Below are 25,603 nucleotides of genomic sequence, written 5' to 3'. Positions count from 1 at the left end.
GCCCGTACGAAGAAATCCCCCGAGCAATTGCGCTCGGGGGATTTCCTTGCGTATATTCAATGATTCGCGACTTCAATGGATCGGGTCGCGAAAAGCTCAACGAATGCAGTATATCCGGGCGGGAGTGGAATTGTCAAACACCGAATTTCCAGACGATGACTTGCGCCGGGAACAGGAATTCATCGACGGGTTGTACGTGCGCGTGGACGCGCTGCGCGGTGACACCGAGGCCTCCGTCGCGGACGCGCTGGCGCAGGGCGACAAGCCCATGCAGGCCCGACTGGAGCGGGACATTCTCGTCGCCGAACGCTCGGGACTGCTGGCGGCGCTGAACGCCGTGGACGGGGCGCTCTGCTTCGGACGTATCGACCTCTCCTCCGGGGGGAGTCACCACATCGGCCGCATCGGGCTGCGCACCGACGACGCGGACCGGACACCGCTCCTGATCGACTGGCGGGCCGAGGTCGCCCGCCCCTTCTATCTGGCCACCGGACACACACCGATGGGACTGCGCCGGAGGCGGCACATCGCCACCGACGGGCGCCGGGTGACGTCGCTGCACGACGAGATCCTCGACCTGCGCGACCGCGAGCGCACCGGCCACGAGGACCCGACCGGGGACGCCGTGCTGCTTGCCGCTCTGAACTCGGCCCGCACCGGCCGCATGAGCGACATCGTGCAGACCATCCAGGCCGACCAGGACCGCATCATCCGCGCGCCGTACCGGGGCGTGCTGGTGGTGGAAGGCGGACCCGGCACCGGCAAGACGGCCGTCGCGCTGCACCGGGCGGCCTACCTCCTCTACGAACACCGGGAATTGCTCGCCCGCCGCGCGGTCCTCGTCGTCGGCCCGAACCCGGCGTTCCTCGGTTACATCGGTCAGGTGCTGCCCTCGCTCGGTGAGACCGGCGTACTGCTGGCGACGATGGGCGAGTTGTTCCCCGGTGTGAAGGCGACCGCGACCGACACCCCCGAGGCGGCCGCCGTGAAGGGGCGCGCCGACATGGCCGATGTCCTCGCCGCCGTCGTACGCGACCGGCAGTCGCTGCCCGACCCGGTGATCGCCATCGAGCACGACCGGGAGGTCCTGATGCTCGACGACGGCCTGGTGAACGTGGCCCGCGAGCGCACCCGTGCGGCCCGGCTGCCGCACAACGACGCCCGCGAGCACTTCGAGGGCCACATCCTCAACACGCTCACCGACATGGTCGCCGAGCGCATCGGCACGGACCCGTACGACGGTTCCAGCCTCCTCGACGCGAGCGACCTCACCCAGATCCGCGACGACCTCGCCGTGAACCCCGAGGTGTGGTCCGCGATCGACTCGCTGTGGCCGCGGCTGACACCGCAGCGGCTGGTCGCGGACTTCCTCGCCGATCCGGAGGGCTATGTGTCCGACGAGGACGCGGCCGCCATCCGCCGCCGGGTCACCCGGGCCTGGACCACGGCCGATGTCCCGCTGCTCGACGAGGCGGCCGAACTCCTCGGCGAGGACGACCGGGTGTCGAAGGCGCGCGCGGAGCGCGAGCGGGAGACGCAGATCGCCTACGCGCAGGGCGTGCTGGACGTGTCGTACGCCTCCCGGACATACGAGTTCGAGGACAAGGAGGACAGCGATCCCGACGGATCGGAGGTCCTGTCGGCGCACGACATCATCGACGCGGAGCGGTTCGCCGATCGGCAGGAGGAGGCGGACCACCGCAGCGCCGCCGAGCGCGCGGCGGCCGACCGCACCTGGGCGTTCGGGCACATCATCGTCGACGAGGCGCAGGAGTTGTCGCCGATGGCGTGGCGGCTTCTGATGCGGCGCAGCCCCACCCGCTCGATGACCCTGGTCGGGGACCCGGCGCAGACGTCCGAGGCCGGCGGCGTCGGATCGTGGTCCGAGATCCTGGAGCCCTACGTCGAGGACCGCTGGGAGCACACGCGCCTCGGCGTCAACTACCGTACGCCGTCCGAGATCATGGACGTGGCGGCGGCCGTGGTCCGTGCGGAGAACCCCGGCTTCGACCCGCCGAGTTCGGTACGGTCCACAGGGGTGAGGCCCTGGGTGCGTGCCACCGATGATCTGCCCTGGGCGGTGGCGAAGGCGGTCGAGGAACTGACCGCGTCCCTCGGGGGCGCGGCTTCGCCCTCGCCGTCGGCTCCGTCCGAGCGGGGGGCGCCGCGGGAGCAGGGAGGTGCTCCCGCGGGCAGGCTTGCCGTGATCGCCCCGCGCGATCTGCACCGGTCGCTGGCCGCACGTCTCGACGGGGTGACGGCGGGCGCGGAACCCGATCTGACCCGGACCGTCGTCCTGCTCGATCCGCGCCAGTCCAAGGGGCTCGAGTTCGACTCGGTTCTGGTGGTCGAACCGGGACGCTACGGCACGAGTGATCTCTACGTGGCGCTGACGCGGGCGACGCAGCGGCTGGGTGTGCTGCACACCGGGAAGCTGCCGAAGGCGCTGGAGACCGGGCTGCCCGAGCGGCCCGGCACCTCCGCCTGAGCGGCCCGCTCTCGAGTGTCCGGAGGCCGGGGGTTCCGCCTGCGGACACTCGAGAGGGAAAGCGTCACGCCGGGCGGAGCCAGAGCGTCGCCAGTGGCGGCAGAGTCAGACGGAGGCTCGCCGGGCGGCCGTGCCAGGGCGTGGGTTCCGGCTTCAGCGGGTCGGGGTTGTGGACGTCGCTGCCGCCGTACTGCGCCAGGTCGGTGTTGAGCAGTTCGTGCCAGGCCGGGATGTCGTCGGGGACGCCCAGACGGTAGTCGTGGCGTACGACCGGGGAGAAGTTGGACACGGCAAGGACGGGTGTGCCCTCCGCGTCGTAGCGCAGGAACGCGAACACGTTGTCGTCGGCGGCGTCGCCCACCGTCCACTGGAAGCCGGACGGCTCGGTGTCCCGCTGCCACAGTGCCGGGGTGCGGCGATAGGCCGTGTTCAGTTCGCGCACCAGGTCACGCACGCCCCGGTGGTCGGCCTCCGCCCCGTAGGCCGGGTCCAGCAGCCACCAGTCGGGGCCATGGGCCTCGGACCATTCGGCGCCCTGGGCGAACTCCTGTCCCATGAACAGGAGTTGCTTGCCCGGGTGGGCCCACATGAAGCCCAGGTAGGCGCGGTGGTCGGCACGTTGCTGCCACCAGTCGCCCGGCATCTTCGACACCAGCGACCGTTTCCCGTGCACGACCTCGTCGTGGGAGATCGGCAGCACGTAGTTCTCGCTGTACGCGTACACCATCGAGAACGTCATCTCGTGGTGGTGGTACTTGCGGTGGACCGGCTCGTGGCTCATGTACTGGAGCGAGTCGTGCATCCAGCCCATGTTCCACTTCAGACCGAAGCCCAGACCGCCGAAGCCGCTCGGGCCCCTGTGGTGCGTGGCCCGGGTGACGCCGTCCCAGGCGGTGGACTCCTCGGCGACGGTGACTACACCGGGGCATCGGCGGTAGACGGTGGCGTTCATCTCCTGCAGAAAGGCCACCGCGTCCAGGTTCTCCCGGCCGCCGTGCACGTTCGGGGTCCACTGGCCGGGCTCGCGTGAGTAGTCCAGGTAGAGCATGGAGGCCACCGCGTCCACACGCAGGCCGTCGATGTGGAACTCCTCGCACCAGTACACGGCGTTGGCGACCAGGAAGTTGCGCACCTCGCGCCGGCCGTAGTCGAACTCCAGCGTGCCCCAGTCCGGGTGTGCGGCCCGCAGCGGGTCCTGGTGCTCGTACAGGGCATGCCCGTCGAACTCGGCCAGCGCCCAGTCGTCGCGCGGGAAGTGCGCGGGCACCCAGTCCATCAGGACGCCGATGCCGGCCTGGTGCAACGCGTCGATGAGGTACTTGAAGTCGTCGGGGGTGCCCAGGCGGGCGGTGGGCGCGTAGAAGCCGGTGACCTGGTAGCCCCAGGAGCCGCCGAAGGGATGCTCGGCGACCGGCATCAGTTCGACGTGGGTGAAGCCCAGGTCCCTGACGTACGCGGGGAGCTGCTCGGCCAGTTGCCGGTAGGTCAGCCCCGGCCGCCAGGACGGCAGATGCACCTCGTAGACGGAGAACGGCGCCTGGTGCACCGGCGTCTCCCCCCGCTGCGCGAGCCACTCCCCGTCATGCCACTCGTGGACGGAGTCCGTCACGATCGAGGATGTCTTCGGCGGGGCCTCCGTGCGGCGCGCGAGGGGGTCGGCCCGCTGGGTCCTGGACCCGTCGGGGCGGGTGATGTCGAACTTGTACAGCGTCCCGGGCCCGGCGCCGGGCACGAACAGCTCCCAGACACCGCTCGAACCCAGCGAGCGCATGGGGTGGCCGGTGCCGTCCCAGAAGTTGAAATCGCCGGACACACGCACGCCCCGGGCGTTCGGCGCCCACACCGAGAACCGGGTGCCGGTCACGCCCTGGTGCGTCATCGGGTGGGCGCCGAGCACCTTCCACAGCTCCTCGTGGCGTCCCTCACCGATCAGATGCAGGTCGAGCTCGCCGAGGGTGGGCAGGAGGGCATAGGCGTCCTCGGTGTCCTGGACCGCCCCCTCGTACTCGACGAGGAGCCGATATGGGGCGACGCCCCGCAGCGGCAGCAGCCCCGAGAAGAAGCCGTCCCCGTCGTCGTGCAACTCGGCCCGCAGGGAATCGGTGACGACGGTGACGGAGAGCGCGTAGGGCCTGAAGGCCCGGAAGGCGACCCCGCCGGGCACCGGGTGGGCGCCGAGTACGGCGTGCGGATCGTGGTGGGAGCCGGCGAGCAGCCGCTCTCGGTCCCCGGCGCCGACAGCGGGGGAGCGGGCCACCTCCGGCGTCGTCACAGCGGCCGGTTCCGGATCCGCCCCGGTCACGGGGGTCACCACCGCGCCCTGCTCCGCGGGCGTCCTGCTCACCGCCGGCTCCACCGCCTCCTGCGCGATCGACGCCGGGGCCGGACGCGCGGCCGCCTTCCTGGCAGCGGCGCTCTCGGCAGGGGCTCCGGCGGCGGCCGCCGTGCCGGCAGGCTTCCCGGCGGAGGCCTTCTGCGCCGTCGTCTTCTTGGCAGTGGTCTTCTTGGCCGCGCTCTTCTTCACCGGGGCCGCTTCGGCGGCGGTCTTCGCGGCGGCGAAGCGCGTGGAAGCGGCCGTCCTGGCAGTGGTCTTCCCGGCGGTGGCCGTCTTCGCGGCAGCCTTCTTCGCAGGCGTCGTCCCGGCCCCCGCCCTCTCGGCCGCGGCCTTCTTCGGCGCGGCCGTCGCCTTCTTCGCCGCCGCCTTCTTCTTGCCGGCCGTCGACTTCTCGGCGGCGGCTGCCGTCTTCTTCTCGGCGGTCGCCTTCTTCACACCGGTCCTCTCGGGACCGTCGCCGTTCTTCTTGGTGCTGTCGTCGGACGGAGGACGGGGGGTCACGGGCAGGGCCTCCTCGGCAGGGGTTGGTGGATCACGATGTGACGCCGGTGGACAGGCGGTGTATGGCGGCCATGGGCACGGGCAGCCAGTCAGGGCGGTGCCGGGCCTCGTACACGACCTCGTAGACGGCCTTGTCCGTCTCGTACGCGCGCAGCAGGACCGGTTCGGTGCGTGGATCGCGCCCGGCGACCTCCGCGTAACCGCAGCAGTAGGCGGACCGGCAGGCGACGGCCCACTCCGCTGCCGGCGGCCCGGCCGAATGCGAGGCGTAGTCGAACGAGCGGAGCATCCCCGCGATGTCCCGCACCGCCGGCTGCGGCATCCGCCGCTCGGCCAGCGGCCTGGACGGCTCGCCCTCGAAATCGATCAGCGACCAGGAGCCGGACGGTGAGCGCAGACACTGGCCCAGGTGCAGATCGCCGTGGATGCGCTGGGCGGTCCACACATGCCCCTCGGCGGCCAGACCCGCCAGCGCCTCGAACGAGGACCGCAGCCCGGGTACGTAGGGCCGCAGGGCGGGCACCGCCTGGGCCGCCGCTTCGAGACGCTCGGTCATGCCGTCGGCGAGCAGGCGCATCCGGGCGTGGCCCAGGGTGACCGTCGGCAGGGCCCGGGCCAGCGCCGTGTGCACCTCGGCCGTCGCCCGTCCGAGTGCTCGCGCCTCCGTTGTGAAGTCCGCGCCCTTGGCCAGCTCGTCCAGCGCGAGTTCCCAGCCGTCGGTCGCGCCCCGCACATACGGTTGCAGCACGCCGAGGACGTACGAGTCGTCGAGCCCGTCGAGGTCGGCGAGCAGCCAGCCGGCCGGCGCCGGCACCCGGGGGCAGTTCTCGCGCGCGAGCATCAACGGCAGCTCCAGGTCCGGGTTGGTGCCCGGGACCAGACGCCGCAGAAGCTTGAGGATAAACGTATCTCCGTATACAACCGAGGAGTTGGACTGCTCCGAGGTCACCACCCGCGGGGCGAGCCCGACTTCTATCGTCTGGCGCACGTCCCCCTCGAAGCGCAGCCGGCCGATACGGGCCCGCGTGCGGATCGCCTCCAGGAGGACGGAGGTGGCCCGGGAGTCGTACAGCGCCTGGTAGACGGTCTGCCCGGCGAGCGGTCCGTCGTCCGGATGCCCGATGAGTGCGGGTGCCAGCCGCGGCGGCAGCGCCTCGCGTACGCCGATCAGCAACTGGTAGCAGTCGCTGGGGTGCGGCACGCCACCCTGGGCAGGGACGTCGGGCTGATGGGCCCGGACGAGCAGGTGGAGCAGGGTCAGCGTGCCCCCGGGCGGCAGCAGTTCGGTGGCCGCCACCAGGGAGAACCCGGTGACGGGCCGGCCTTTGCCCGCGAACCAGCGCTGACGCGGCAGCCACTCCCTCAGCAGGGGGGAGAGGGACGAGAGGAGACGGGGCTGAGTCGCGACGGGGTGGGTGACGGCTTCCGACATGGCGTGCGTCCTTTCCCCGGGGGCGGTCGGGGTGTCACTGGCTGCGTGCCCCGGGCGGGGTGGTGGAAACCGCCCCGCCCGGGGCACTATGCGGGGTCCTTGCGGAGTCGGAACCAGTAGAAGCCGTGGCCTGCGAGGGTGAGGAGGTAGGGGAGTTCGCCGATGGCGGGGAAGCGGACTCCGCCGATCAGTTCCACGGGGTGGCGGCCGTTGAAGCGGCTGAGGTCGAGTTCGGTGGGCTGGGCGAACCGGGAGAAGTTGTGCACGCACATCACCAGGTCGTCCTTGTACTCGCGCAGGAAGGCCAGGACGGCCGGGTTGGAGGAGGACAACTCGGTGTAGGAGCCCAGACCGAACGCCGGGTTCTGCTTGCGGATCTCGATCATGCGGCGGGTCCAGTGCAGCAGCGAGGACGGCGAGGACATCGACGCCTCCACATTGGCGACCTGGTAGCCGTAGACCGGATCCATGATCGTGGGCAGATACAGACGGCCCGGGTCGCAGGAGGAGAAGCCCGCGTTGCGGTCCGGGGTCCACTGCATCGGCGTGCGCACCGCGTCCCGGTCCCCGAGCCAGATGTTGTCGCCCATGCCGATCTCGTCCCCGTAGTACAGGATCGGCGAGCCGGGCAGTGACAGCAGCAGCGCGGTGAACAACTCGATCTGGTTGCGGTCGTTGTCCAGCAGCGGCGCCAGCCGGCGGCGGATGCCGATGTTGGCGCGCATGCGGGGGTCCTTGGCGTACTCCGCCCACATGTAGTCGCGTTCCTCGTCGGTGACCATCTCCAAGGTCAGCTCGTCGTGGTTGCGCAGGAAGATGCCCCACTGGCAGTTGGAGGGGATCGCCGGGGTCTTGGCCAGGATCTCCGAGACCGGGTAACGCGACTCGCGGCGCACCGCCATGAAGATGCGCGGCATGACGGGGAAGTGGAAGGCCATGTGGCATTCGTCGCCGCCGCTGCGGAAGTCGCCGAAGTAGTCGACCACGTCCTCGGGCCACTGGTTGGCCTCCGCCAGCAGCACGGTGTCCGGGTAGTGGGCGTCGATCTCCTTGCGGACCCGTTTGAGGAACTCGTGCGTGGCCGGCAGGTTCTCGCAGTTGGTGCCTTCCTGCTGGTAGAGGTAGGGCACGGCATCGAGCCGGAATCCGTCGATGCCCAGGTCCAGCCAGAACCTCAGCGCGGAGATCATCTCCTCCTGCACGGCCGGGTTCTCGTAGTTCAGGTCCGGCTGGTGGGAGAAGAAGCGGTGCCAGTAGTACTGCTTGCGGATCGGGTCGAAGGTCCAGTTGGAGGCCTCGGTGTCGACGAAGATGATCCGCGCGTCCTGGAACTGCTTGTCGTCGTCTGCCCACACGTAGTAGTCGCTGTACGGGCCCTCGGGGTGGGCGCGGGATTCCTGGAACCACGGGTGCTGGTCGCTGGTGTGGTTCATCACGAAGTCGATGATCACCCGCATGCCCCGCTGGTGGGCGGCGTCCACGAACTCCACGAAGTCCGCCAGGTCACCGAACTCCGGCAGCACCGCCGTGTAGTCCGACACGTCGTAACCGCCGTCCCGCAGCGGGGACATGAAGAACGGCGGCAGCCACAGGCAGTCCACGCCCAGCCACTGCAGATAGTCCAGCTTCGCGGTCAGCCCCTTCAGATCACCCACACCGTCACCGTTGCTGTCCTGGAAGGACCGCACCAGGACCTCGTAGAAGACGGCACGCTTGAACCACTGCGGGTCGCGGTCCGCGGCGGGAGTGTCCTCGAAGGTGTCCGGGACGGGCTCGTTGACGATCATCGTGTGGGTGACCCTCCGGTCTGCAGTGAGGACGGTCGCAGGACGGTCAGCACGTGTGCGGGAGCCTCGCCCGGCGAAAGACGCACATAGTTGGTCCTGCCCCAGTGATAGGTGACACCGGTGAGCTCATCACGCACCGGCACCGACTCGTGCCAGTCCAGGCCGAGCCGCGGCATGTCCAACGACACCGTGGCCTCCTGGGTGTGGTGCGGATCGAGGTTGGCCACCACCACAACCGTGTTCGAACCCGAACGCTTGGAGTAGACGATCACCTCGTCCTTGTCCGCATGGTGGAAATGCAGATTCCGCAACTGCCGCAACGCCGGACTGGCCCGCCGGATCGCGTTCAACCGCGTGATCAGCGGTGTGATGGCGCGTCCCTCGCGTTCGGCCGTCTCCCAGTCCCGGGGCCGCAACTGGTACTTCTCCGAGTCCAGATACTCCTCACTGCCCTCCCGCAACGGCACGTTCTCACACAGCTCATAGCCCGAATACACACCCCAGGTCGGCGACAGCGTCGCCGCCAGCACCGCCCGCACCTCGAACGCCGGCCGCCCCCCACGCTGCAGATACGCATGCAGGATGTCCGGAGTGTTCACAAAGAAGTTCGGCCGCATATACGCCGCCGACTCCCCCGACAACTCCGTCAGATACTCCGTCAGCTCCGGTTTCGAATTCCGCCACGTGAAATAGGTGTACGACTGCTGGAACCCCACCTGCGCCAGCGTCCGCATCATCGCCGGCCGGGTGAACGCCTCCGCCAGAAAGATGACATCAGGATCACCCCGACGGATCTCCCCCAGTACCTGCTCCCAGAACACCACCGGTTTCGTATGCGGATTGTCCACCCGGAAGATCCGCACCCCATGCCCCATCCAGAACCGAAGAACCCGCAGCGTCTCCGCCACCAGCCCCTCCATGTCCGCATCGAAGAACACCGGATAGATGTCCTGATACTTCTTCGGCGGATTCTCCGCAAACGCGACCGACCCGTCCGGCCGATGCCGGAACCACTCCGGATGCTTCTCGACCCACGGATGATCCGGCGAACACTGCAACGCGAAATCCAGCGCCACCTCGAGCCCCAGATCCCGCGCCCGCCCCACGAACCACACGAAATCCTCGACCGACCCCAGATCCGGGTGCACCGCATCGTGCCCACCCTCCGGCGACCCGATCGCCCACGGCACCCCCACGTCCCCCGCGCCCGCCGACACACTGTTGTTCCGCCCCTTGCGAAACGTCGACCCGATCGGATGCACCGGCGGCAGATACACCACGTCGAACCCCATCCCCGCGATCACCGGCAACCGCCGCGCCGCCGAACGGAACGTCCCGTGCGGCCGCTCCACCGTCCCCTCCGACCGCGGAAAGAACTCGTACCACGACCCGAACAACGCCCGCTCCCGCTCCACCACCAACCCCAGCACATCCGAAGACGTCACCCACTCACGCAGCGGAAAGCGCACCAGCACCCCCTCCACCTCCGGCGTCAACGCCCCCGCCAGACGGGACGCGGCCGGACGGCCGATGTCCCGCAGGGCGTCCACCGCGGCGAGGAGGATCTGTCGTCCGTCCTCGCGCGACGGGACGTCGGCGGCCGCACGTTCGTACAGACGTGCGCCCTCCTCCAGGACCAGTTCGGTGTCGATCCCGGCCGGGATCTTGATCTCGGCGTGGTGCCGCCAGGTGGTGACCGGATCACTCCACGCCTCCACGGCGTAGGTCCACCGGCCCTCGCTCGGTACGGAGACGGTGGCGCCCCAGCGGTCGGTGCCGGGGGCGAGTTCGCGCATCGGGGTCCAGGGTCCGGGGCGGCCTTCGGGGTCCCTGAGGACGACATTGGCGGCGACCGCGTCATGGCCCTCACGGAAGACCGTGGCGGAGATCTCGAACTCCTCTCCCACCACCGCCTTGGCCGGGCGACGGCCCTGGTGGACGAGGGGTTGTACGTCGAGGACGGGGATTCGCCCGATCGTGGGACCGGTTGTGGGGGCCGGAATGGGACTCGGGTCCGGGGAGGGTGTCCGCGGGGCGGGGGTCACGGCGTCGGCCTTCTCCTTCGAGGAGGTGGCGGTGCTGATGGACGGGGATGCCGGCGAGTGGTGCGTCGGGTGCATGACCGCTCCTGTCCGCGTCGACGTGGGTGGGCGGATGAGGGTGTCGGAAGGCGGGGCAAGCGGGGTTACCGGAGGAGCCTTCCCACGCTGTGCGGGTGGGCATTCCGGCACTTTGTTAACTACTCACGCGTATGTCTACCTTCAAGACCGGCCGCATCCGGGACAGCGAAAAGGACCGGCCCCGCCCTCAGGGGCGAGGCCGGCAAGGTTACGCGTGTCCGGTTGATTCTTCTTTACACCTGTCCGGACGACCGCGGTCAGGGACTGTCCACCTGCAGCAGCCTGTTCGGTGATCCGGCCCCCGCGGCCTTGATCTTCCCGGGCACCGCCTGCCGCACGAGCGCCTGGCTCACCTGAGCCGGAGTGGCCTTGGAATGTTCGGCGAGATAGAGCGCCGCCGCCCCCGCGACGTGCGGTGTCGCCATCGACGTACCGGAGAAGGTGGCCTTGGCGGTGTCGCTCGCGGAGGAGTCGGAGGTGATGGCGACGCCGGGAGCGAACAGGTCAAGGCTCGAACCCCAGTTGGAGAAGCTCGCGCGGGCGTCCTTCTGGTCGGAGGCGCCCACCGTGATGGCCTGGGGGAGGCGGGCCGGGGAGTACAGGCCGGCCGGGAGCCGGTCGTTGCCGGCGGCGACCGCGTAGCTGACGCCGGAGGCGATGGAGTTGCGTACGGCCGCGTCCAGTTGGACGTTCGCATAGCCGCCCAGGCTCAGGTTCGCCACCGCGGGCTTCCTCGCATGCCGGGTGACCCAGTCGATTCCCGCGATGACCTGCGCGGTGGTGCCCGCGCCGGTTGCGTCCAGAACGCGTACGGCCACCACCTTCGCCTGTTTGGCGACCCCGTACCCGGTGCCCGCGATGGTTCCGGCCACGTGCGTGCCGTGTCCGTTGGCATCGGCCGCGATCCTGTCGTTGCCCACGAAGTCCCAGCCGTAGCTCGCCCGCCCGCCGAAGTCCTTGTGCGAGATGCGGATCCCGGTGTCGATGACGTACACCGTCACGCCTGCGCCCGCCGGTTCGGGCCAGGTGTAGCCCCGGTCGAGCGGCTGGTTCCGCTGGTCGATACGGTCCAGGCCCCACGAGGGCGGATTCTTCTGGTAGTGGTCCAGGGTGACTGTGGTGTCCTGGACGACCGATGCCACGCGGGAGTCCGCCGCGAGGCGCCGGGCCTGTCGCTCGTCGACTCTCACCGCGTACCCGTTGAGCGCGGTTCCGTAGGTTTGGCTTATTTTCGCCCCGTACTTCTCGGCGATGCTCTTGCCGAGGTCCGACGGGGCCTTCGTTCCCCCCTTGAGCGTGACGATGTAACTTCCGCTGACGGCGCCGGGGGCTCCGGCGCCCAGGACGACCCCCTCCGGAGCGGCCTGCGCGGGCAGGCTGAGGGCCGAGAGCGCCGCGATGGTGGTGACCGCGGTGAGGCCGCCTGCCCAGCGCAGACGCGCGTTTCCCGTCCGTGTCATGACTCGAGTTCCCCTCCTCGACTCGGCGTGACGCGGCCGGAGTCCGCCCACGCCAGGGCTGCCTGTCGGCCGGAACGCCAGGGGGCAGCCTCTCGTGCGGCGTGAACCACCACAAGGTCGCCCAGGAGGGCGGAATCGGCCATATCGGTCGGGTCCGGTATGTAAAGGTTGCGTTGTCTTTCGGGCGGCCCGGTCCGTGTGATCGCGGCCCGTCCGGCGCTGCAGGGGCCGGTTCGGGCCCGACAGCCGGGGGTTCGGGGGGCGGCGGGCCCCCGCGGCGGCTCCGAACCGGGCTGCGTGCAAACCCGACGGTAGGTGAACCGGGCGGCGTACCGTCGGATGTGACATGCCGCGCACGTCCTCCGTGAAGGTGGAATTCGTGAAGGCCATCCGCAGGTTCACCGTACGTCCCGTCCTCCCCGAAGCCCTTCACCCGCTGAGCGATCTGGCGCGCAATCTGCGCTGGTCGTGGCATGCGGAGACCCGTGACCTCCTCCAGTCCGTCGACCCCGAACGCTGGGCCGCCTCCGGCGGCGACCCGGTGCGGCTGCTGGGGAGCGTGCCTCCCGCCCGGCTGGCCGAGCTGGCCGAGGACCGCCGCTTCCTGCGCCGCCTCGCCGCGGCCACCGACGACCTCGCCGACTATCTGAGCGGCGACCGCTGGTACCAGACCCGCTCGTCCGATTCCGACCTCCCCGCCGCTGTCGCCTACTTCTCGCCCGAGTTCGGCATCACGGCGGCGCTGCCCCAGTACTCCGGTGGCCTCGGCATCCTCGCCGGCGACCATCTGAAGGCGGCCAGCGACCTCGGCGTCCCGCTGATCGGCGTGGGCCTGCTGTACCGGCACGGCTACTTCCGGCAGACCCTCTCGCGGGACGGCTGGCAGCAGGAGCACTATCCGGTGCTCGACCCGAACGAACTGCCCGTGGTGCCCCTGCGGGAGCCGGACGGCACGCACGCCCGGGTCTTGCTCGGACTGCCGGGCGGCCGCCGGCTCCAGGCCCGCATCTGGCTGGCCCAGGTGGGCCGGGTGCCACTGCTCATGCTCGACTCGGACGTGGAGGAGAACGACCTCGGCGAACGGGGCGTCACCGACCGGCTCTACGGCGGCGGCAGCGAGCACCGGCTGCTGCAGGAGATGCTGCTCGGCATCGGCGGAGTGCGCGCGGTGCGCACGTACTGCCGGCTGACCGGGCACGCCGAGCCAGAAGTGTTCCACACCAACGAGGGCCACGCCGGTTTCCTCGGCCTGGAACGGATCGCCGAGCTGTGCGAGGGCGGCCTCGACTTCGACTCCGCCCTGGAGGCGGTCCGGGCCGGCACGGTCTTCACCACCCACACCCCCGTCCCCGCGGGCATCGACCGCTTCGACCGGGAGCTGGTGGCCCGGCACTTCGGCCCGGACGCGGAACTGCCACGGATCGAGGTGGAACGGATCCTGCAGCTCGGGATGGAGACGTACCCGGGCGGCGAGCCCAATCTGTTCAACATGGCGGTGATGGGACTCAGGCTCGGCCAGCGCGCCAACGGCGTGTCCCTGCTGCACGGCAACGTCAGCCGGGAGATGTTCTCGGGTCTGTGGCCGGGCTTCGACCCCGACGAGGTTCCGATCACGTCCGTGACCAACGGGGTGCACGCGCCGACCTGGGTGGCGCCGGAGGTGTTCCGGCTCGGGGCGCGGCAGATCGGCGCGGAGCGCACCGCGGACGCCATGACGGTCGGCGGTCCCGAACGCTGGGATGCGATCGAGGAGATCACCGACCAGGAGATCTGGGACCTGCGCCGGGGCTTGCGCGAGCAGCTGGTGCTGGAGGTGCGGGAGCGTCTGTACGCGTCCTGTCGGCAGCGGGGTGCCGGGACGGCCGAACTCGGCTGGATCGACGGAGTGCTGGATCCCGACGTGCTGACGATCGGGTTCGCCCGGCGTGTGCCGTCGTACAAGCGCCTGACGCTGATGCTGCGAGACCGGGACCGGCTGATGGAACTGCTGCTGCATCCGGAGCGCCCGATCCAGATCGTGGTGGCCGGGAAGGCGCACCCGGCGGACGACGGCGGAAAGCGCCTGATCCAGGAGCTGGTCCGGTTCGCGGACGACCCGCGCGCGCGTCACCGCATCGTCTTCCTCCCGGACTACGGCATGGCGATGGCGCAGAAGCTCTATCCGGGCTGTGACGTGTGGCTGAACAACCCCCTGCGCCCGCTGGAGGCCTGTGGCACCAGCGGTATGAAGGCGGCACTCAACGGCGGCCTCAACCTGTCGGTCCTGGACGGGTGGTGGGACGAGTGGTACCAGCCGGACTTCGGCTGGGCGATCCCCACGGCCGACGGTGCGGGGACGGACGAGGACAGGCGCGACGACCTGGAGGCGCATGCGCTGTACGAGCTGCTCGGGCAGCGGGTGGCGCCGCGCTTCTACGAGCGGGGCCAGGGCGGACTGCCCGACCGCTGGATCGAGATGGTCCGCCGGACGCTCATGAACCTGGGTCCGAAGGTGCTGGCCGGGCGGATGGTCCGTGAGTACGTGGAGCGCCTGTACACCCCGGCGGCCCACGCGCACCGGGCGATGCGGCCGGACGCGGCGCGGGAGCTGGCGGGGTGGAAGGCCCGGGTGCGAGCGGCCTGGCCGGGTGTCACGGTCGACCACCTCGAGACGTCGGCGGCATCGGCGACGGCGGAGCTGGGCACGACGCTGGCGCTCCGGGTCCGCGTCGGCCTCGGCGAGCTGGCGCCCGGTGACGTGGAGGTCCAGGCGGTGTCGGGCCGCGTCGACTCGGACGACCGCCTCGCGGACGTCACGGCGACGGCGCTGAAGCCGGCGGGCGGACCTGACCCGGACGGCCGCTGGGTGTACGAGGGGCCGCTGGCGCTGGACCGGACCGGGCCGTACGGCTACACCGTGCGGATCCTGCCGGCGCATCGCCTGCTGGCGTCCGGTGCGGAGCTGGGCCTGGTGGCCGTGCCGTCGGAGGAGGCGGGGGAGGAGGCCGGGGTGCTGATGCGCTGAGCGGGGGTACGGGCCGGCCGGGTTCGTCCTCGCCGGTGCGCTAGTGCTGTGGCCGGAAAGGTTTGCCGGTGAACCTTTCCGGTCCGCCGCACTAGGGGGACTCCTCCTCGCACAGCTTCCGCAGCGCCGCACCGCACCGTCGTGCGTAGGCGTGCTGAAGGCCCCGCGCGGCCGGGCCGCCCGCCCTCGTGTACCACTTGGCCGGGCGGCTGAAGGCCGTGATCGTCAGCCAGACCGTGCCGTCTCCGGTGCGGTCCACGACGAAGGACTCCTCGCCGCACTCCGGGTGGCCCGGCAGCGTTCCGTACGCCCAGCCCACCCGGCGGTGTTCCTCGACCGTCCAGACCACCCGGCAGGGGGCCTTGATCACACCGGCGAGCGTGATGGTGACATCGACCCCGGTGGCGGCTCGGTCCTCGGTCGCGGTGACGCCGACGCCCAGCGCCCGGTGCATCTCCCAGGTGAGGAGCGCCTCGGCCGCCCGGTGGAACACCTCGTGGCCCTCGCCGATCCGCGTGCGAACGTGCAGGGGACGGAAGCCCTCGGGGCAGTGGCCGGGCTTGCGGGTCGCACCCACATCCTCGTACGTGAACGACATGAGCCCAGCGTAGGACGGCCCCCGGCGACGCCTTCGCGCCGGGGGCCGCCGTGTCCTATCTGCGTACTGGTTCACCTTGACGGGCGCCTGCGTCGCTCTGGTCACGCTCTCGGTCGTGCCGGACTTCGACTCGTGGACGATCAGATCGCCGCCGAGGACCGGAAGACCGGCGTAGGTGCGCTCGTAGGGCGTGTGGACCGTTCCGTCGGCGTCCTTCACGACGGAACGGGCGCCGCCCGAGGGGCTCGAACCCCCGGACGGCGCCCTGTCCGTGTCGCTCGGCAGAGCGGTTTACGGGAAGGTCAGCTTCCAGCTGTTGATCCTGCCGACGTCCTGCGCCGCCTGGTCCTGGACCTTCAGCTTCCAGGTCCCGTTGGCCGTTTGTGCCGAGGCGTTGACCGTGTAGGTGGCCTGCACGTTGTCCGCGGAGTCGGACGAGCTGAAGTTCTTCAGGCGGTACGTGGTGCCCGAGGGGCCCACCAGGTCGATGACCAGGTCGCCCCGCCAGGTGTGTGTGATGTCGACGGTCACCTGGAGGTTGCTCGGTGCGTTTCCGGTCCTGCCCGAGACGGTGATCGACGAGGTGACAGCGGGGCCGTTGTCCGGAATGGACACCGGGGTCGTGCTCTCGTACGAGGTGCCGCCACCGCCGGAGCGGGAACCGACCGCGACCGCGGCCCACGCGTCCTGCACCGCCTTGTACTCGGCGCTCGTGGTGCCGTACAGCTCACCCGCCGCCGCGAGTGTGCCGGTGCGGGCCGCCGCGTAGTTGGTGGTCGAGGTGAACTTGGTGGTGAGCGCGCGGTACCAGATCTGCAGCGCCTTGTCGCGGCCGATGCCGGTGACCGGGAGGCCGTCCGCGGTCGGCGAGTTGTAGCTCACGCCGTTGATGACCTTGGCGCCGCTGCCCTCGCTGAGCAGGTAGAAGAAGTGGTTGGCGGGGCCCGACGAGTAGTGCACGTCGACCGATCCGATCCCCGAGTACCAGTTGTCCTTGGACGCGCCGTCCTTGCTGGGTTTGTCCATGTAGCGCAGCGGGGTGCCGTTGCCGTTGATGTCGATCTTCTCGCCGATGAGGTAGTCGCCCGGGTCGGACGAGTTGTTCGCGTAGAACTCCACACCGGTGCCGAAGATGTCGGAGGTGGCCTCGTTGAGGCCGCCGGACTCGCCGGAGTAGTTCAGGCCCGCGGTGTTGGAGGTGACACCGTGGCTCATCTCGTGGCCGGCCACATCCAGGGACGTCAGCGGGTCGGCGTTGCCCGAGCCGTCGCCGTAGGTCATGCAGAAGCAGCTGTCGTCCCAGAACGCGTTCACGTAGGAGTTGCCGTAGTGCACGCGGGAGTAGGCCGCCTTGCCGTCGTTCCTGATGCCGCTGCGGCCGAAGGTGCTCTTGTAGAAGTCCCAGGTGGTCGCGGCGCCGAAGTGGGCGTCGGCGCCCGCGGTCGCGGCGTTCGACGTGGTGCCGTTGCCCCAGGTGTCGTTCGACTGCGAGAACAGCGTGCCGGTGCCGGACGTGCCGCGGTTGAGGTTGTACGTCTTGTGGCCCCCGCGCGAGCCGTCGTTCAGCGTGTACGTCGAGCCCGACTGCGTGGTGGTCAGCGTGACCTGTCCGCTGTACTGGGTGTTGCCGATGCCGTTCTTGACGCCCTGGTACCGGAAGAGCTCCTTGCCGGTCGCGGCGTCGCTGATGACATGCAGTTCGTTCGGCGTCCCGTCGTCCTGGAAGCCACCGATCACCGTCTCGTACGCGAGGGTGGGCTTGCCGCTCGCCGCCCAGACCACCTTGCGGGGCGCGCTGTCGGCGCCGGTCTGCTTCGACCCCGCCGCCCGGGCGACGGACAGCGCCTGCTTCTCCGCCGTCGAGGCGGAGACGGCAGGCGTGAGCGAGGCGACCTTGACGGTGGCCTGGGTCGCCTTGACGACCTGCTCGGTCTGCCCCGACGCGGCCGTGTCGACGACCAGGTCGCCGCCGAGGACCGGGAGCCCGGCGTAGGTGCGCTCGTAGCGCGTGTGGAGTGTGCCGTCGCCGTCCTTGACGACGTCACGGACGACCAGCTTCTCCTGGGCGCCGAGGCCTATCGCCCGGGCGGTGTCCGCCGTCGCCGCGTCGGCGTCGCGGATCAGCTCGGCGCGCTGCGAGGGGGAGAGCTTCAGCGCCGCGTGCGCGGGGTTGATCTTTCCGGCGGCAAGGGTGGCCGGGGCGGCGGCGCTCGCGGCGCCGGACTGGACGGCGGCTGCCAGCAGGGCGCAGACCCCGACGAGGGCGAAGGCGGCGGCGCTGCGAGTGGGGGTGTGGGAGGTGCGTCTGCGAGAGGAACTGCTTCTCAACACTGACTCCTTCTGCGTGGCCGCGGGTCGCGCGGCCAGGGGAGACCGGACGGTCGGTCAGCCGTCCGGGCAGAACATGCGGAACGCGGAACCAGGTGCATGAAGGTGACGGGCCACCGCAGCGGCGAGACTGTGGGGTTGCCGTGAAGCGGCCGTGGGAAGCGTGCCAGGCGAGTGCGCCTTCTGTCAGGAGCGCGTCAACAACTTGACCGGAAATCGTTCGTTGGGCAGGAGGTCACGTTCGGTATACGGACTGTTCGGCTGACCCCGGTGTACGGACTCCCCTCAGGAAGGCGACGTCCGCTCGCCGTGCCAGGAGCGCCACAGCGCGGCGTACGCTCCGTCGGCCGCCACCAGATCGTCGTGCGGGCCGAGTTCGGTCAGCCGGCCGTCCTCCATCACGGCCACACGGTCCGCGTCGTGCGCGGTGTGCAGCCGGTGCGCGATGGCGATGACGGTTCGGCCTTTCAGCACCGCGGCCAGCGCACGCTCGGTGTGGCGGGCGGTCGTCGGGTCCAGGAGCGCTGTCGCCTCGTCGAGGATCAGGGTGTGCGGATCCGCCAGGACCACCCGGGCCAGGGCGAGTTGCTGTGCCTGGGAGCCGTCCGTGGCAAGGATCCCTCCGGGTCGGCCGCCGAAGGGGCCCTGGGGAAGTCCGTCCGCCCCCAACGGGGTGTCCAGGCCCTCGGGCAGCTCCCGTACCCAGCCGTCGGCGCCGACGGCGGCGAGCGCGGTCCACAGCCGCTCGTCCGTGGCGGACGGCTCGGCGATCCGCAGATTGTCGCGGACCGTGCCCAGGAAGACGTGGTGCTCCTGGGTCACCAGGACGACCTGGCGGCGCAACCGCTCGGGACCGAGACCGGTGATCGGCACCCCGCCGACCGTCACCGAGCCCGCGCCGGGCGCGTCGATGCCGGCCAGCAGTCTGCTCAGCGTGGTCTTCCCGGCACCGGAGGGGCCGACGACCGCCAGTCGTTCCCCGGGCCGCACGGTGAGGTCCACGCCGCGCAGCACCTCGCCTCCGCGGTCGTAGGAGTAACGCACCCCGCACACATCGATCCGGTCGTCCGCCGGGCCGGGACCGTCGCCGTCCGGCGCGGAGCGCGGGGCCCGGGCCAGCCCCTCCACCCGGGCGAAGGAGGCGCCGCTGCTCTGCAACTGTTCGACGCGCACCAGGATCTGGTCGAGCGGTTCGGCGAACTGCCGCAGATAGAGCGCGGCCGCCACCACCGCCCCGAGGCTCATGGCCCCGTGCGCGTGCAGCACCCCGCCGACCAGCAGCACCCCCGCGACCGGGAGGATGTACGACACCTCCACCACCGGGAAGAACACGGTGCGCAGGTAGAGCGTGTACAGCCGGGTGCGCCGGGAGGTCTCCACCGCCTCCCGGCTCGCGGCGGTCCGCCGCTCCTGGAGCCGGAACGCCTCGACCGTACGGGCGCCGGACGCGGTGGCCGCGAGGATCTCCGCGACCTCCGAGGTCGCCGCGCCCTCGGCGAGATACCCGTCCCGGGCACGGCGCAGATACCAGCGCAGCGCGAACCAGACGGGCACGAGCCCGAGGATCCCGACGGCGCCCAGCAGAGGATCGAGCACGAACACCGCGCCGAGCACGAACACCGCGTGGACGGTGTTGATGAGCAGCTCGGGACCGGCGTCGCGCAGAGTGGTGCCGACGGCGGCCACGTCGGCGGTGCCACGAGCCGTCAGATCGCCGGTGCCGGCCCGTTCCACCACGGACGCGGGCAGCGCCAGGGCCCGGTCGACGAACTCCTCGCGCACCCGCGCCAGGGTCCGCTCCCCGAAGCGGTGCCCCACGTACCGGGCCCAGCGGGCCAGCAGCAGCTGCGCCAGCGAGCACAGCAGGATGGCGAGCGCCATCCGGTCCACGCTACCGACGCCGTGTCCGGCACTGACCTCGTCGATGATGCGACCGACCAGCCACGGCCCGGCGAGCCCGGCGCCGGCGGCCGCCGCGTTCAGGGCCAGCGCCGTGGCGAAGGCCGCCGTGTCGGCCCGTACCAGCCGTGCGGCGGCGCGCCGCACATCCACCGGCTCGGCCACCGGCAGTCGGCCCACGGCGGTCATCGCACGGCCTCCTCGGCGTCCGCGTCCCGTGCCACCAGCGCCCGGTAAGCGGGGTCCGCCGCGAGGAGTTCACGATGGCTGCCGGTGGCCGCGACCTTTCCGTCGACCAGGAAGTGCACGGTGTCCGCACGGTCCAGCACGAGCGGCGAGGTGGTGGTGACGACGGTGGTACGGCCGCTGCGGGCCGCGCGCAGCCGGTCGGCCACCGTCGCCTCGGTGTGGGCGTCGAGCGCCGAGGTGGGCTCGACCGCCAGCAGCACCTCGGGGTCGGTGAGCAGCGCGCGCACCAGCCGTACGCGCTGGCGCTGGCCGCCGGAGAGGCTGCGGCCCTGAGCGGTCACATACGCGTCGAGGCCCTCGGGCAGGCCCAGCACGATGTCGTCGGCGGCGGCCGCGTGCACCGCACGCTCGACGGTCCGCTCGTCGCGGTCCCGGCGTCCGCACACCAGCTCGCGGAGCGGGCCTGCGAACAGATCGGCCTCGTGGTCGGCGACCAGGATCCGTTCACGCACCCGCGGCAGGGCGATCGCGTCCAGCCGGACACCGCCCCAGGTCGCCGCCGACGGGGCGTAGCGGCCCAGCCGGTCGACGACGGCCGCGGCGTCGGCGGGGCGGGCGGCGGCCAGCGCGGTCAGCCGCCCCGGAGGCACCCGCACCCCGGACTCCGGGTCGTGCAGGGCCGACGGCTCCGCGGGAGCGTCCGCGCCGTCGTCGTCCGCCACGGGCTCGAAGTTCAGCAGCCGCACGACGCGGCGGGCGGCCACCACGCCCCGGCTGAGCTGGTAGCCGCACTCGATGAAGAACGCCACCGGACCGACCAGGACCGCGACATAGCCGTACACCGAAACGAGCTCCCCCACGGTGATGTCGCCGCGCGCGGCCAGCCGGGCCGCCAGCCAGGTCACCGTCGCGAGGAACAGCGTCGGCAGCCCCACCCCCAGCGCCTGGATCCAGCTCGTCACCGCCCCGACCCGGTACCCCTGCTCCCGCAGTCGTTGCGAGTCCTGGCGGAAGGCGTCGGCGAACAGACCTTTGCCGCCGAGGCCGTTGAGGACGCGCAGGCCGCCCGCGAGGTCGCCGATCCGTGCGGTCAGCACGCCCTGCCGCTCCCGGTACCGTGTCTCAGCCCCCTGCAGCCGCACCGTCAGCGGTCCGACCAGCAGGGCGATCAGGGGGACACCGAGCAGGACCACCACGGCGAGCTGCACGGAGACCGACAGCAGCAGACCGGCGACCACCGTATAGGCGACGACCGCCCCGACACCCGGTCCGACGAAGGTCAGGGACTGGCTGATCGTCTGTACGTCGCCCACTCCGATCGTGACCACCTCCCCGGCCCCGACCCGCCCGGGCAGCGCCGCCCCGAGCCGCACGGCCTGCCCCAGCACGACCTTCACCGTGCGGAAGTTGGCGTCCATCCGCACCCGGGTCATCGTGCGGTGCCGCATGATGCTCAGCCAGGCGTTGAACGCCCCCACCAGAAATAGCGCGACGGTCCACCCGCACAGCGCGCCCATGTCGCCCGGCTCCAGACCGTCGTCGATCGCGCGGGACATCAGATACGGTGTCGCGGCCAGCAGCACCATCCACGCACTGCCCAGCAACGCCCCGGCGGCGCACCGGCGCGGCTGACGGGTCACCAGCCACCACAGGTACCACCAGCCCCCGCGGCGGTCGGGCGTCCCGGGATCCTCGTACGCGTCGACGCCCCTCACGCCAGACTGTCCCGCCAGGCCCGGTGCAGGTCCGCGAACCGGCCCGTTCCCGCGATCAGCGCGGCCGGGCTGCCGTCCTCGACGATACGGCCGTCCTCCATGACCAGCACCCGGTCCGCGATCTCCACCGTCGACAACCGGTGGGCGATCACCACGGCCGTACGCCCCCGCAGCACCGTCACCATCGCCCGCTGGACGGCCCGTTCGCCCGGGATGTCCAGGGAGCTGGTCGCCTCGTCGAGGATCAGGACCGCCGGGTCGGCGAGCAACGCTCGGGCGAATGCGACGAGTTGCCGCTGACCGGCCGAGATCCGGCCGCCGCGCTTGCGTACGTCGGTGTCGTAGCCCTCGGGCAGTGCGCTGATGAAATCGTGCGCGCCGATGACCTTGGCCGCCTGTTCGATCTCCTCGCGGGACGCGTCGGGGCGGCCGATCGCGATGTTGTCGGCGACCGTGCCCGAGAACAGGAACGCCTCCTGGGTCACCATCACCACCCCGCGCCGCAACTCGGCCGGGCCGAGGTCGCGCAGGTCCACGCCGTCCAGCAGGACCCGGCCGTCGGAGGGGTCGTAGAAGCGGGCGAGCAGCTTGGCCAGCGTCGACTTTCCGGCGCCGGTCGCGCCGACGACCGCGACCGTCCGGCCGGCGGGCAGGGTCAGGGAGAAGCGGGGGAGCACCTCGTCGCCCGTGCGGTAGGCGAAGCGCACGTCCTCGAACACGACTTCACGCCCCGGGTGCTCGCCTTCGAGCGGCGGGAGCTGTGCGGGCGCGGGCGGTTCGGGCACCGACGGAGTCTGCGCCAGCAGCCCCGAGATCTTTTCCAGCGAGGCCGCCGCCGACTGATAGGCGTTGAGGAACATGCCGAGCCGGTCGATGGGATCGTACAGACGTCGCAGATACAGAACCGCGGCGGCCAGCACGCCCAGCGCCAGCGAGCCCTCGGCGACCCGGTAGGCGCCCCACAGCACGATTCCGGCCACCGCCGTGTTGGCTACCAGCCGGGAGCCGGTGACATAGCGGGCCATCTCCAGGAGCGCGTCGCCGTTGGTCCGCGCATGCCGCTGGTTGAGGACGCGGAAGGCGGCGTCGTTGGCCTTCTCGCGGCGGAACGCCCGCACCGGCCGGATGCCGTTCATCGTCTCCGCGAACTTCACGATCACCGCCGCGATCGCGGTCGAGCGGCGGCGGAAGATGCGGCCCGCCCGGCGCTGGTAGAGCCGTACGAGCCAGTACAGCGGCACCAGGGACGCCACGGCCACCGCGCCCAGGTCGAGGTCCAGCCACAGCAGCATCACCGAGATGTAGACGAACGACAGGATGACCGTGACCAGTTCCTGCAGACCCTCGCTGAGCAGTTCGCGCAGCGACTCGACGTCCGTCGTGGAGCGGGAGATGAGCCGGCCCGAGGTGTAGCGCTCGTGGAAGTCGATGCTCAGCGCCTGTGCGTGGCGGAAGATCCGGCCGCGCAGATCGAGGAGACCGTCCTGACTGACGCGGGCGGAGGCGACGATGAACGCGTACTGGAGCCCGCCGGAGGCCGCGGCGGACAGGAGGTAGGCGGCCGCCACTGCGGTCAGCGGACCGTGGTCGCCGTGCCGGAACGCCGGCACGGCGCGGTCGATGGCGTACGCCACCAGCAGCGGGCCCACCTGTACCGCGGCCTGCTGGAGCAGGAGCAGCACACAGGCCAGCACGACCCTCGCCCTGAGCGGGGCGAGGAGCGAGCGCAGCAGTGCCGTCGTGGCACCCGGAGGTGTGGGGAGGGCGTCGCGGTCGAAGGGGTCGTCCAAGGCATCGGGCGGCGGTGCGGGACGGCCCTGGGGTGCGTCCTCGTCCTTCCCGTTGTCCTTGTTGTTCGGCGCGGTGGCCGTGGGCGCCGTCATCGGGCCTCCTCGTGGTCCTCGGAGTCTCCGGACATCAGATGGGCGTACTCGGCGTTCCTGCGCAGCAGTTCCTGGTGGGTGCCGACGGCGGCGATGCGGCCGCCGGAGAGCAGGGCGACGCGGTCGGCGAGCAGCACGGTCGAGGGGCGGTGCGCCACGACCAGGGCGGTGGTCCCGGCGAGCACCCGGCGCAGGGCCGCCTCGACCGCGGCCTCCGTGTGCACGTCCAGGGCGGAGAGGGGGTCGTCGAGCACGAGGAAGCGGGGGCTGCCGACGACCGCGCGGGCCAGCGCGAGGCGCTGCCGCTGGCCGCCGGAGAGACTGAGCCCCTGCTCGCCGACCTGGGTCTGCGCGCCCTGCGGAAGGGCGGGAACGAACTCGGCCTGGGCGATGCCGAGGGCACGTTCGAGCTCCCGCTCGCCCGCCGTGCCCGGGGCGCCCATGAGAACGTTGTCGCCGACGGTGGCCGAGAAGAGCGTGGGCTCCTCGAAGGCGACGGCCACCTTCGAGCGCAGCTCCTCGCGGGACATGGCCGTGATGTCCTCGCCGTCCAGCGTGATACGACCCGAGGTCAGCTCGTGCAGCCGGGGGATGAGCGCGGTGAGCGTGGTCTTCCCACTGCCGGTGGCACCGACGAGCGCCATCGTCTCGCCGGGGCGGATGTGGAGGTCGATGCGGTCGAGGACGGGGGGCGAGCCGGAGGAGGCGTCGGGGTAGCGGAACCGGACGCCATGGAACCGGAGCCCACCCTCGTCGGACCCCGGTGACCGGCTGTCCGGCGCCGCGGTCCGTGCCGATTCCGGCTCCTCGTCCATGACTTCGAAGAACCGCTCCGTGGCCGTCGCGGCCTCCTGGCTCATCGCCAGCAGGAACCCGATCGAGTCGACGGGCCAGCGCAACGCGAGTGCCGTGGACAGGAAGGCGACCAGGGTCCCCGCCGAGAGGTCACCGTTCGCCACCCGCACGGTGCCCAGCACCAGCGCCGCCCCGATCGCCACCTCCGGCAGCGTGACGATGACCGCCCAGATCGACGCGAGCAGCCGCGCCTTCTCCAGCTCCGTGCCGCGCAACGTCCGCGACAGCTCACCGAACGCCCGCGCCTGAGTACGGTGGCGCCCGAACCCCTTGATGATCCGGATCCCCAGCACGCTCTCCTCGACCACGGTGGTCAGATCGCCCACCTGGTCCTGCGCACGCCGCGCCACCTGCGCGTACCGCCGCTCGAAGACCGCGCACATGACCATGACCGGGATGGCCGGCCCCAGGATGACCAGTCCGAGCGCCCAGTCCTGCAGCAGCATGATGATCACGCCCACGAGGATGGTTACGGCGTTGACCAGCAAGAACGTCAGCGGGAAGGCGAGGAACATGCGCAGTAGCATCAGATCCGTCGTGCCCCGCGACAGCAGCTGTCCCGAGGCCCAGCGGTCGTGGAAGGCGATCGGCAGCCGTTGCAGATGCCGGTACAGATCCGCCCGCATGTCCGCCTCCACCCGGGACAGCGGCCGCGCCACCAGCCACCGCCGTATTCCGAACAGCACGGCCTCGGCGATCCCGAGCAGCAGCAGATACAGCGCCCCGAGCCATACGCCGGCCGGATCCCGGTCGGCCACCGGCCCGTCCACCATCCACTTCAGGACGAGCGGGATCACCAGGCCGACGCACGACGCTACGATCGCGACGAACGCAGCGGTGAACAGCCGCGCCCGCACCGGCCGCACATACGGCCACAGACGCAGCAGACCGCGGACGGCGGAACGGTCCTTGGGCGTTACACGTTGTGTGGGCATCAACGGCGAGCCTACGGACCGGCACTGACAGTGCCCACCGAGTTTTGGCCGGACCCGGATCCGCTGCTGCTCCT

Annotated in this window: 13 protein-coding genes and 1 pseudogene; 2 read left to right on the top strand and 12 right to left on the bottom strand. The window is 70.9% G+C overall.

Annotation, left to right across the window (positions count from 1 at the left end; genetic code table 11):
* Positions 1–103: 103 nt before the first annotated feature.
* Positions 104–2,488, top strand: a complete 2,385-nt coding sequence (locus VXC91_RS06095; RefSeq protein ID WP_329505659.1) for a HelD family protein — start codon at positions 104–106, stop codon at positions 2,486–2,488.
* Between the two features lie 64 nt (positions 2,489–2,552).
* Here the strand turns inward: VXC91_RS06095 and glgB are convergent, their stop codons facing one another.
* The 5 genes from glgB to VXC91_RS06070 form a co-directional block, all read right to left on the bottom strand.
* Positions 2,553–5,324 carry a 1,4-alpha-glucan branching enzyme gene (gene glgB / locus VXC91_RS06090; RefSeq protein ID WP_329505658.1) on the bottom strand — a complete coding sequence of 924 codons (2,772 nt, stop codon included), beginning with the start codon at positions 5,322–5,324 and terminating at the stop codon, positions 2,553–2,555.
* Positions 5,325–5,355: 31 nt separating this feature from the next.
* Positions 5,356–6,756: a maltokinase N-terminal cap-like domain-containing protein gene (locus VXC91_RS06085; protein WP_329505657.1), complete on the bottom strand. Its 1,401-nt coding sequence runs from the start codon at positions 6,754–6,756 to the stop codon at positions 5,356–5,358.
* An 86-nt stretch (positions 6,757–6,842) separates the two neighbouring features.
* Positions 6,843–8,543 (bottom strand): maltose alpha-D-glucosyltransferase, encoded by a 1,701-nt coding sequence (gene treS, locus VXC91_RS06080; RefSeq protein ID WP_329505655.1) that lies wholly within the window; start codon positions 8,541–8,543, stop codon positions 6,843–6,845.
* Positions 8,540–10,663 carry an alpha-1,4-glucan--maltose-1-phosphate maltosyltransferase gene (locus tag VXC91_RS06075; protein WP_329505653.1) on the bottom strand — a complete coding sequence of 708 codons (2,124 nt, stop codon included), beginning with the start codon at positions 10,661–10,663 and terminating at the stop codon, positions 8,540–8,542. The genes treS and VXC91_RS06075 overlap by 4 nt, the downstream gene beginning before the upstream one ends.
* A gap of 257 nt (positions 10,664–10,920) precedes the next feature.
* Positions 10,921–12,063, bottom strand: a complete 1,143-nt coding sequence (locus tag VXC91_RS06070) for a S8 family peptidase (RefSeq protein ID WP_408057338.1) — start codon at positions 12,061–12,063, stop codon at positions 10,921–10,923.
* A gap of 439 nt (positions 12,064–12,502) precedes the next feature.
* On the opposite strand from VXC91_RS06070, the gene glgP reads away from it, so the two are divergent.
* Positions 12,503–15,127: an alpha-glucan family phosphorylase gene (gene glgP, locus VXC91_RS06065; RefSeq protein ID WP_329505667.1), complete on the top strand. Its 2,625-nt coding sequence runs from the start codon at positions 12,503–12,505 to the stop codon at positions 15,125–15,127.
* A gap of 91 nt (positions 15,128–15,218) precedes the next feature.
* On the opposite strand, the gene VXC91_RS06060 is transcribed toward glgP, so the two are convergent.
* From VXC91_RS06060 to VXC91_RS06030, 7 genes and pseudogenes are all read right to left on the bottom strand, one after another.
* Entirely contained in the window at positions 15,219–15,725 is a 507-nt protein-coding gene (locus VXC91_RS06060) for a DUF1990 family protein (protein WP_329505665.1), read from the bottom strand.
* 108 nt (positions 15,726–15,833) lie between these two features.
* Positions 15,834–15,944, bottom strand: a pseudogene (locus VXC91_RS06055) (hypothetical protein); the annotation flags it as partial.
* 72 nt (positions 15,945–16,016) lie between these two features.
* Positions 16,017–18,053, bottom strand: a complete 2,037-nt coding sequence (locus VXC91_RS06050; RefSeq protein ID WP_329505650.1) for a M4 family metallopeptidase — start codon at positions 18,051–18,053, stop codon at positions 16,017–16,019.
* A gap of 285 nt (positions 18,054–18,338) precedes the next feature.
* Complete coding sequence (locus VXC91_RS06045) at positions 18,339–20,141, bottom strand: ABC transporter ATP-binding protein (RefSeq protein ID WP_329505649.1); 1,803 nt, start codon at positions 20,139–20,141, stop codon at positions 18,339–18,341.
* The gene (locus VXC91_RS06040; RefSeq protein WP_329505648.1) at positions 20,138–21,856 is read right to left on the bottom strand and encodes an ABC transporter ATP-binding protein; all 1,719 of its coding nucleotides are present in this window, start codon (positions 21,854–21,856) and stop codon (positions 20,138–20,140) included. Before VXC91_RS06040 ends, VXC91_RS06045 begins: the two co-directional genes overlap by 4 nt.
* Complete coding sequence (locus VXC91_RS06035; protein WP_329505647.1) at positions 21,853–23,739, bottom strand: ABC transporter ATP-binding protein; 1,887 nt, start codon at positions 23,737–23,739, stop codon at positions 21,853–21,855. Before VXC91_RS06035 ends, VXC91_RS06040 begins: the two co-directional genes overlap by 4 nt.
* Positions 23,736–25,529, bottom strand: a complete 1,794-nt coding sequence (locus VXC91_RS06030) for an ABC transporter ATP-binding protein (protein ID WP_329505645.1) — start codon at positions 25,527–25,529, stop codon at positions 23,736–23,738. The genes VXC91_RS06035 and VXC91_RS06030 overlap by 4 nt, the downstream gene beginning before the upstream one ends.
* Positions 25,530–25,603: the final 74 nt, after the last annotated feature.

Source organism: Streptomyces chiangmaiensis (genome assembly GCF_036281785.1).
Lineage (GTDB): Bacteria > Actinomycetota > Actinomycetes > Streptomycetales > Streptomycetaceae > Streptomyces > Streptomyces chiangmaiensis.
The sequence above is the reverse complement of the archived record's forward strand: the minus strand, read 5'-3'. Positions and strand labels throughout refer to the sequence as shown.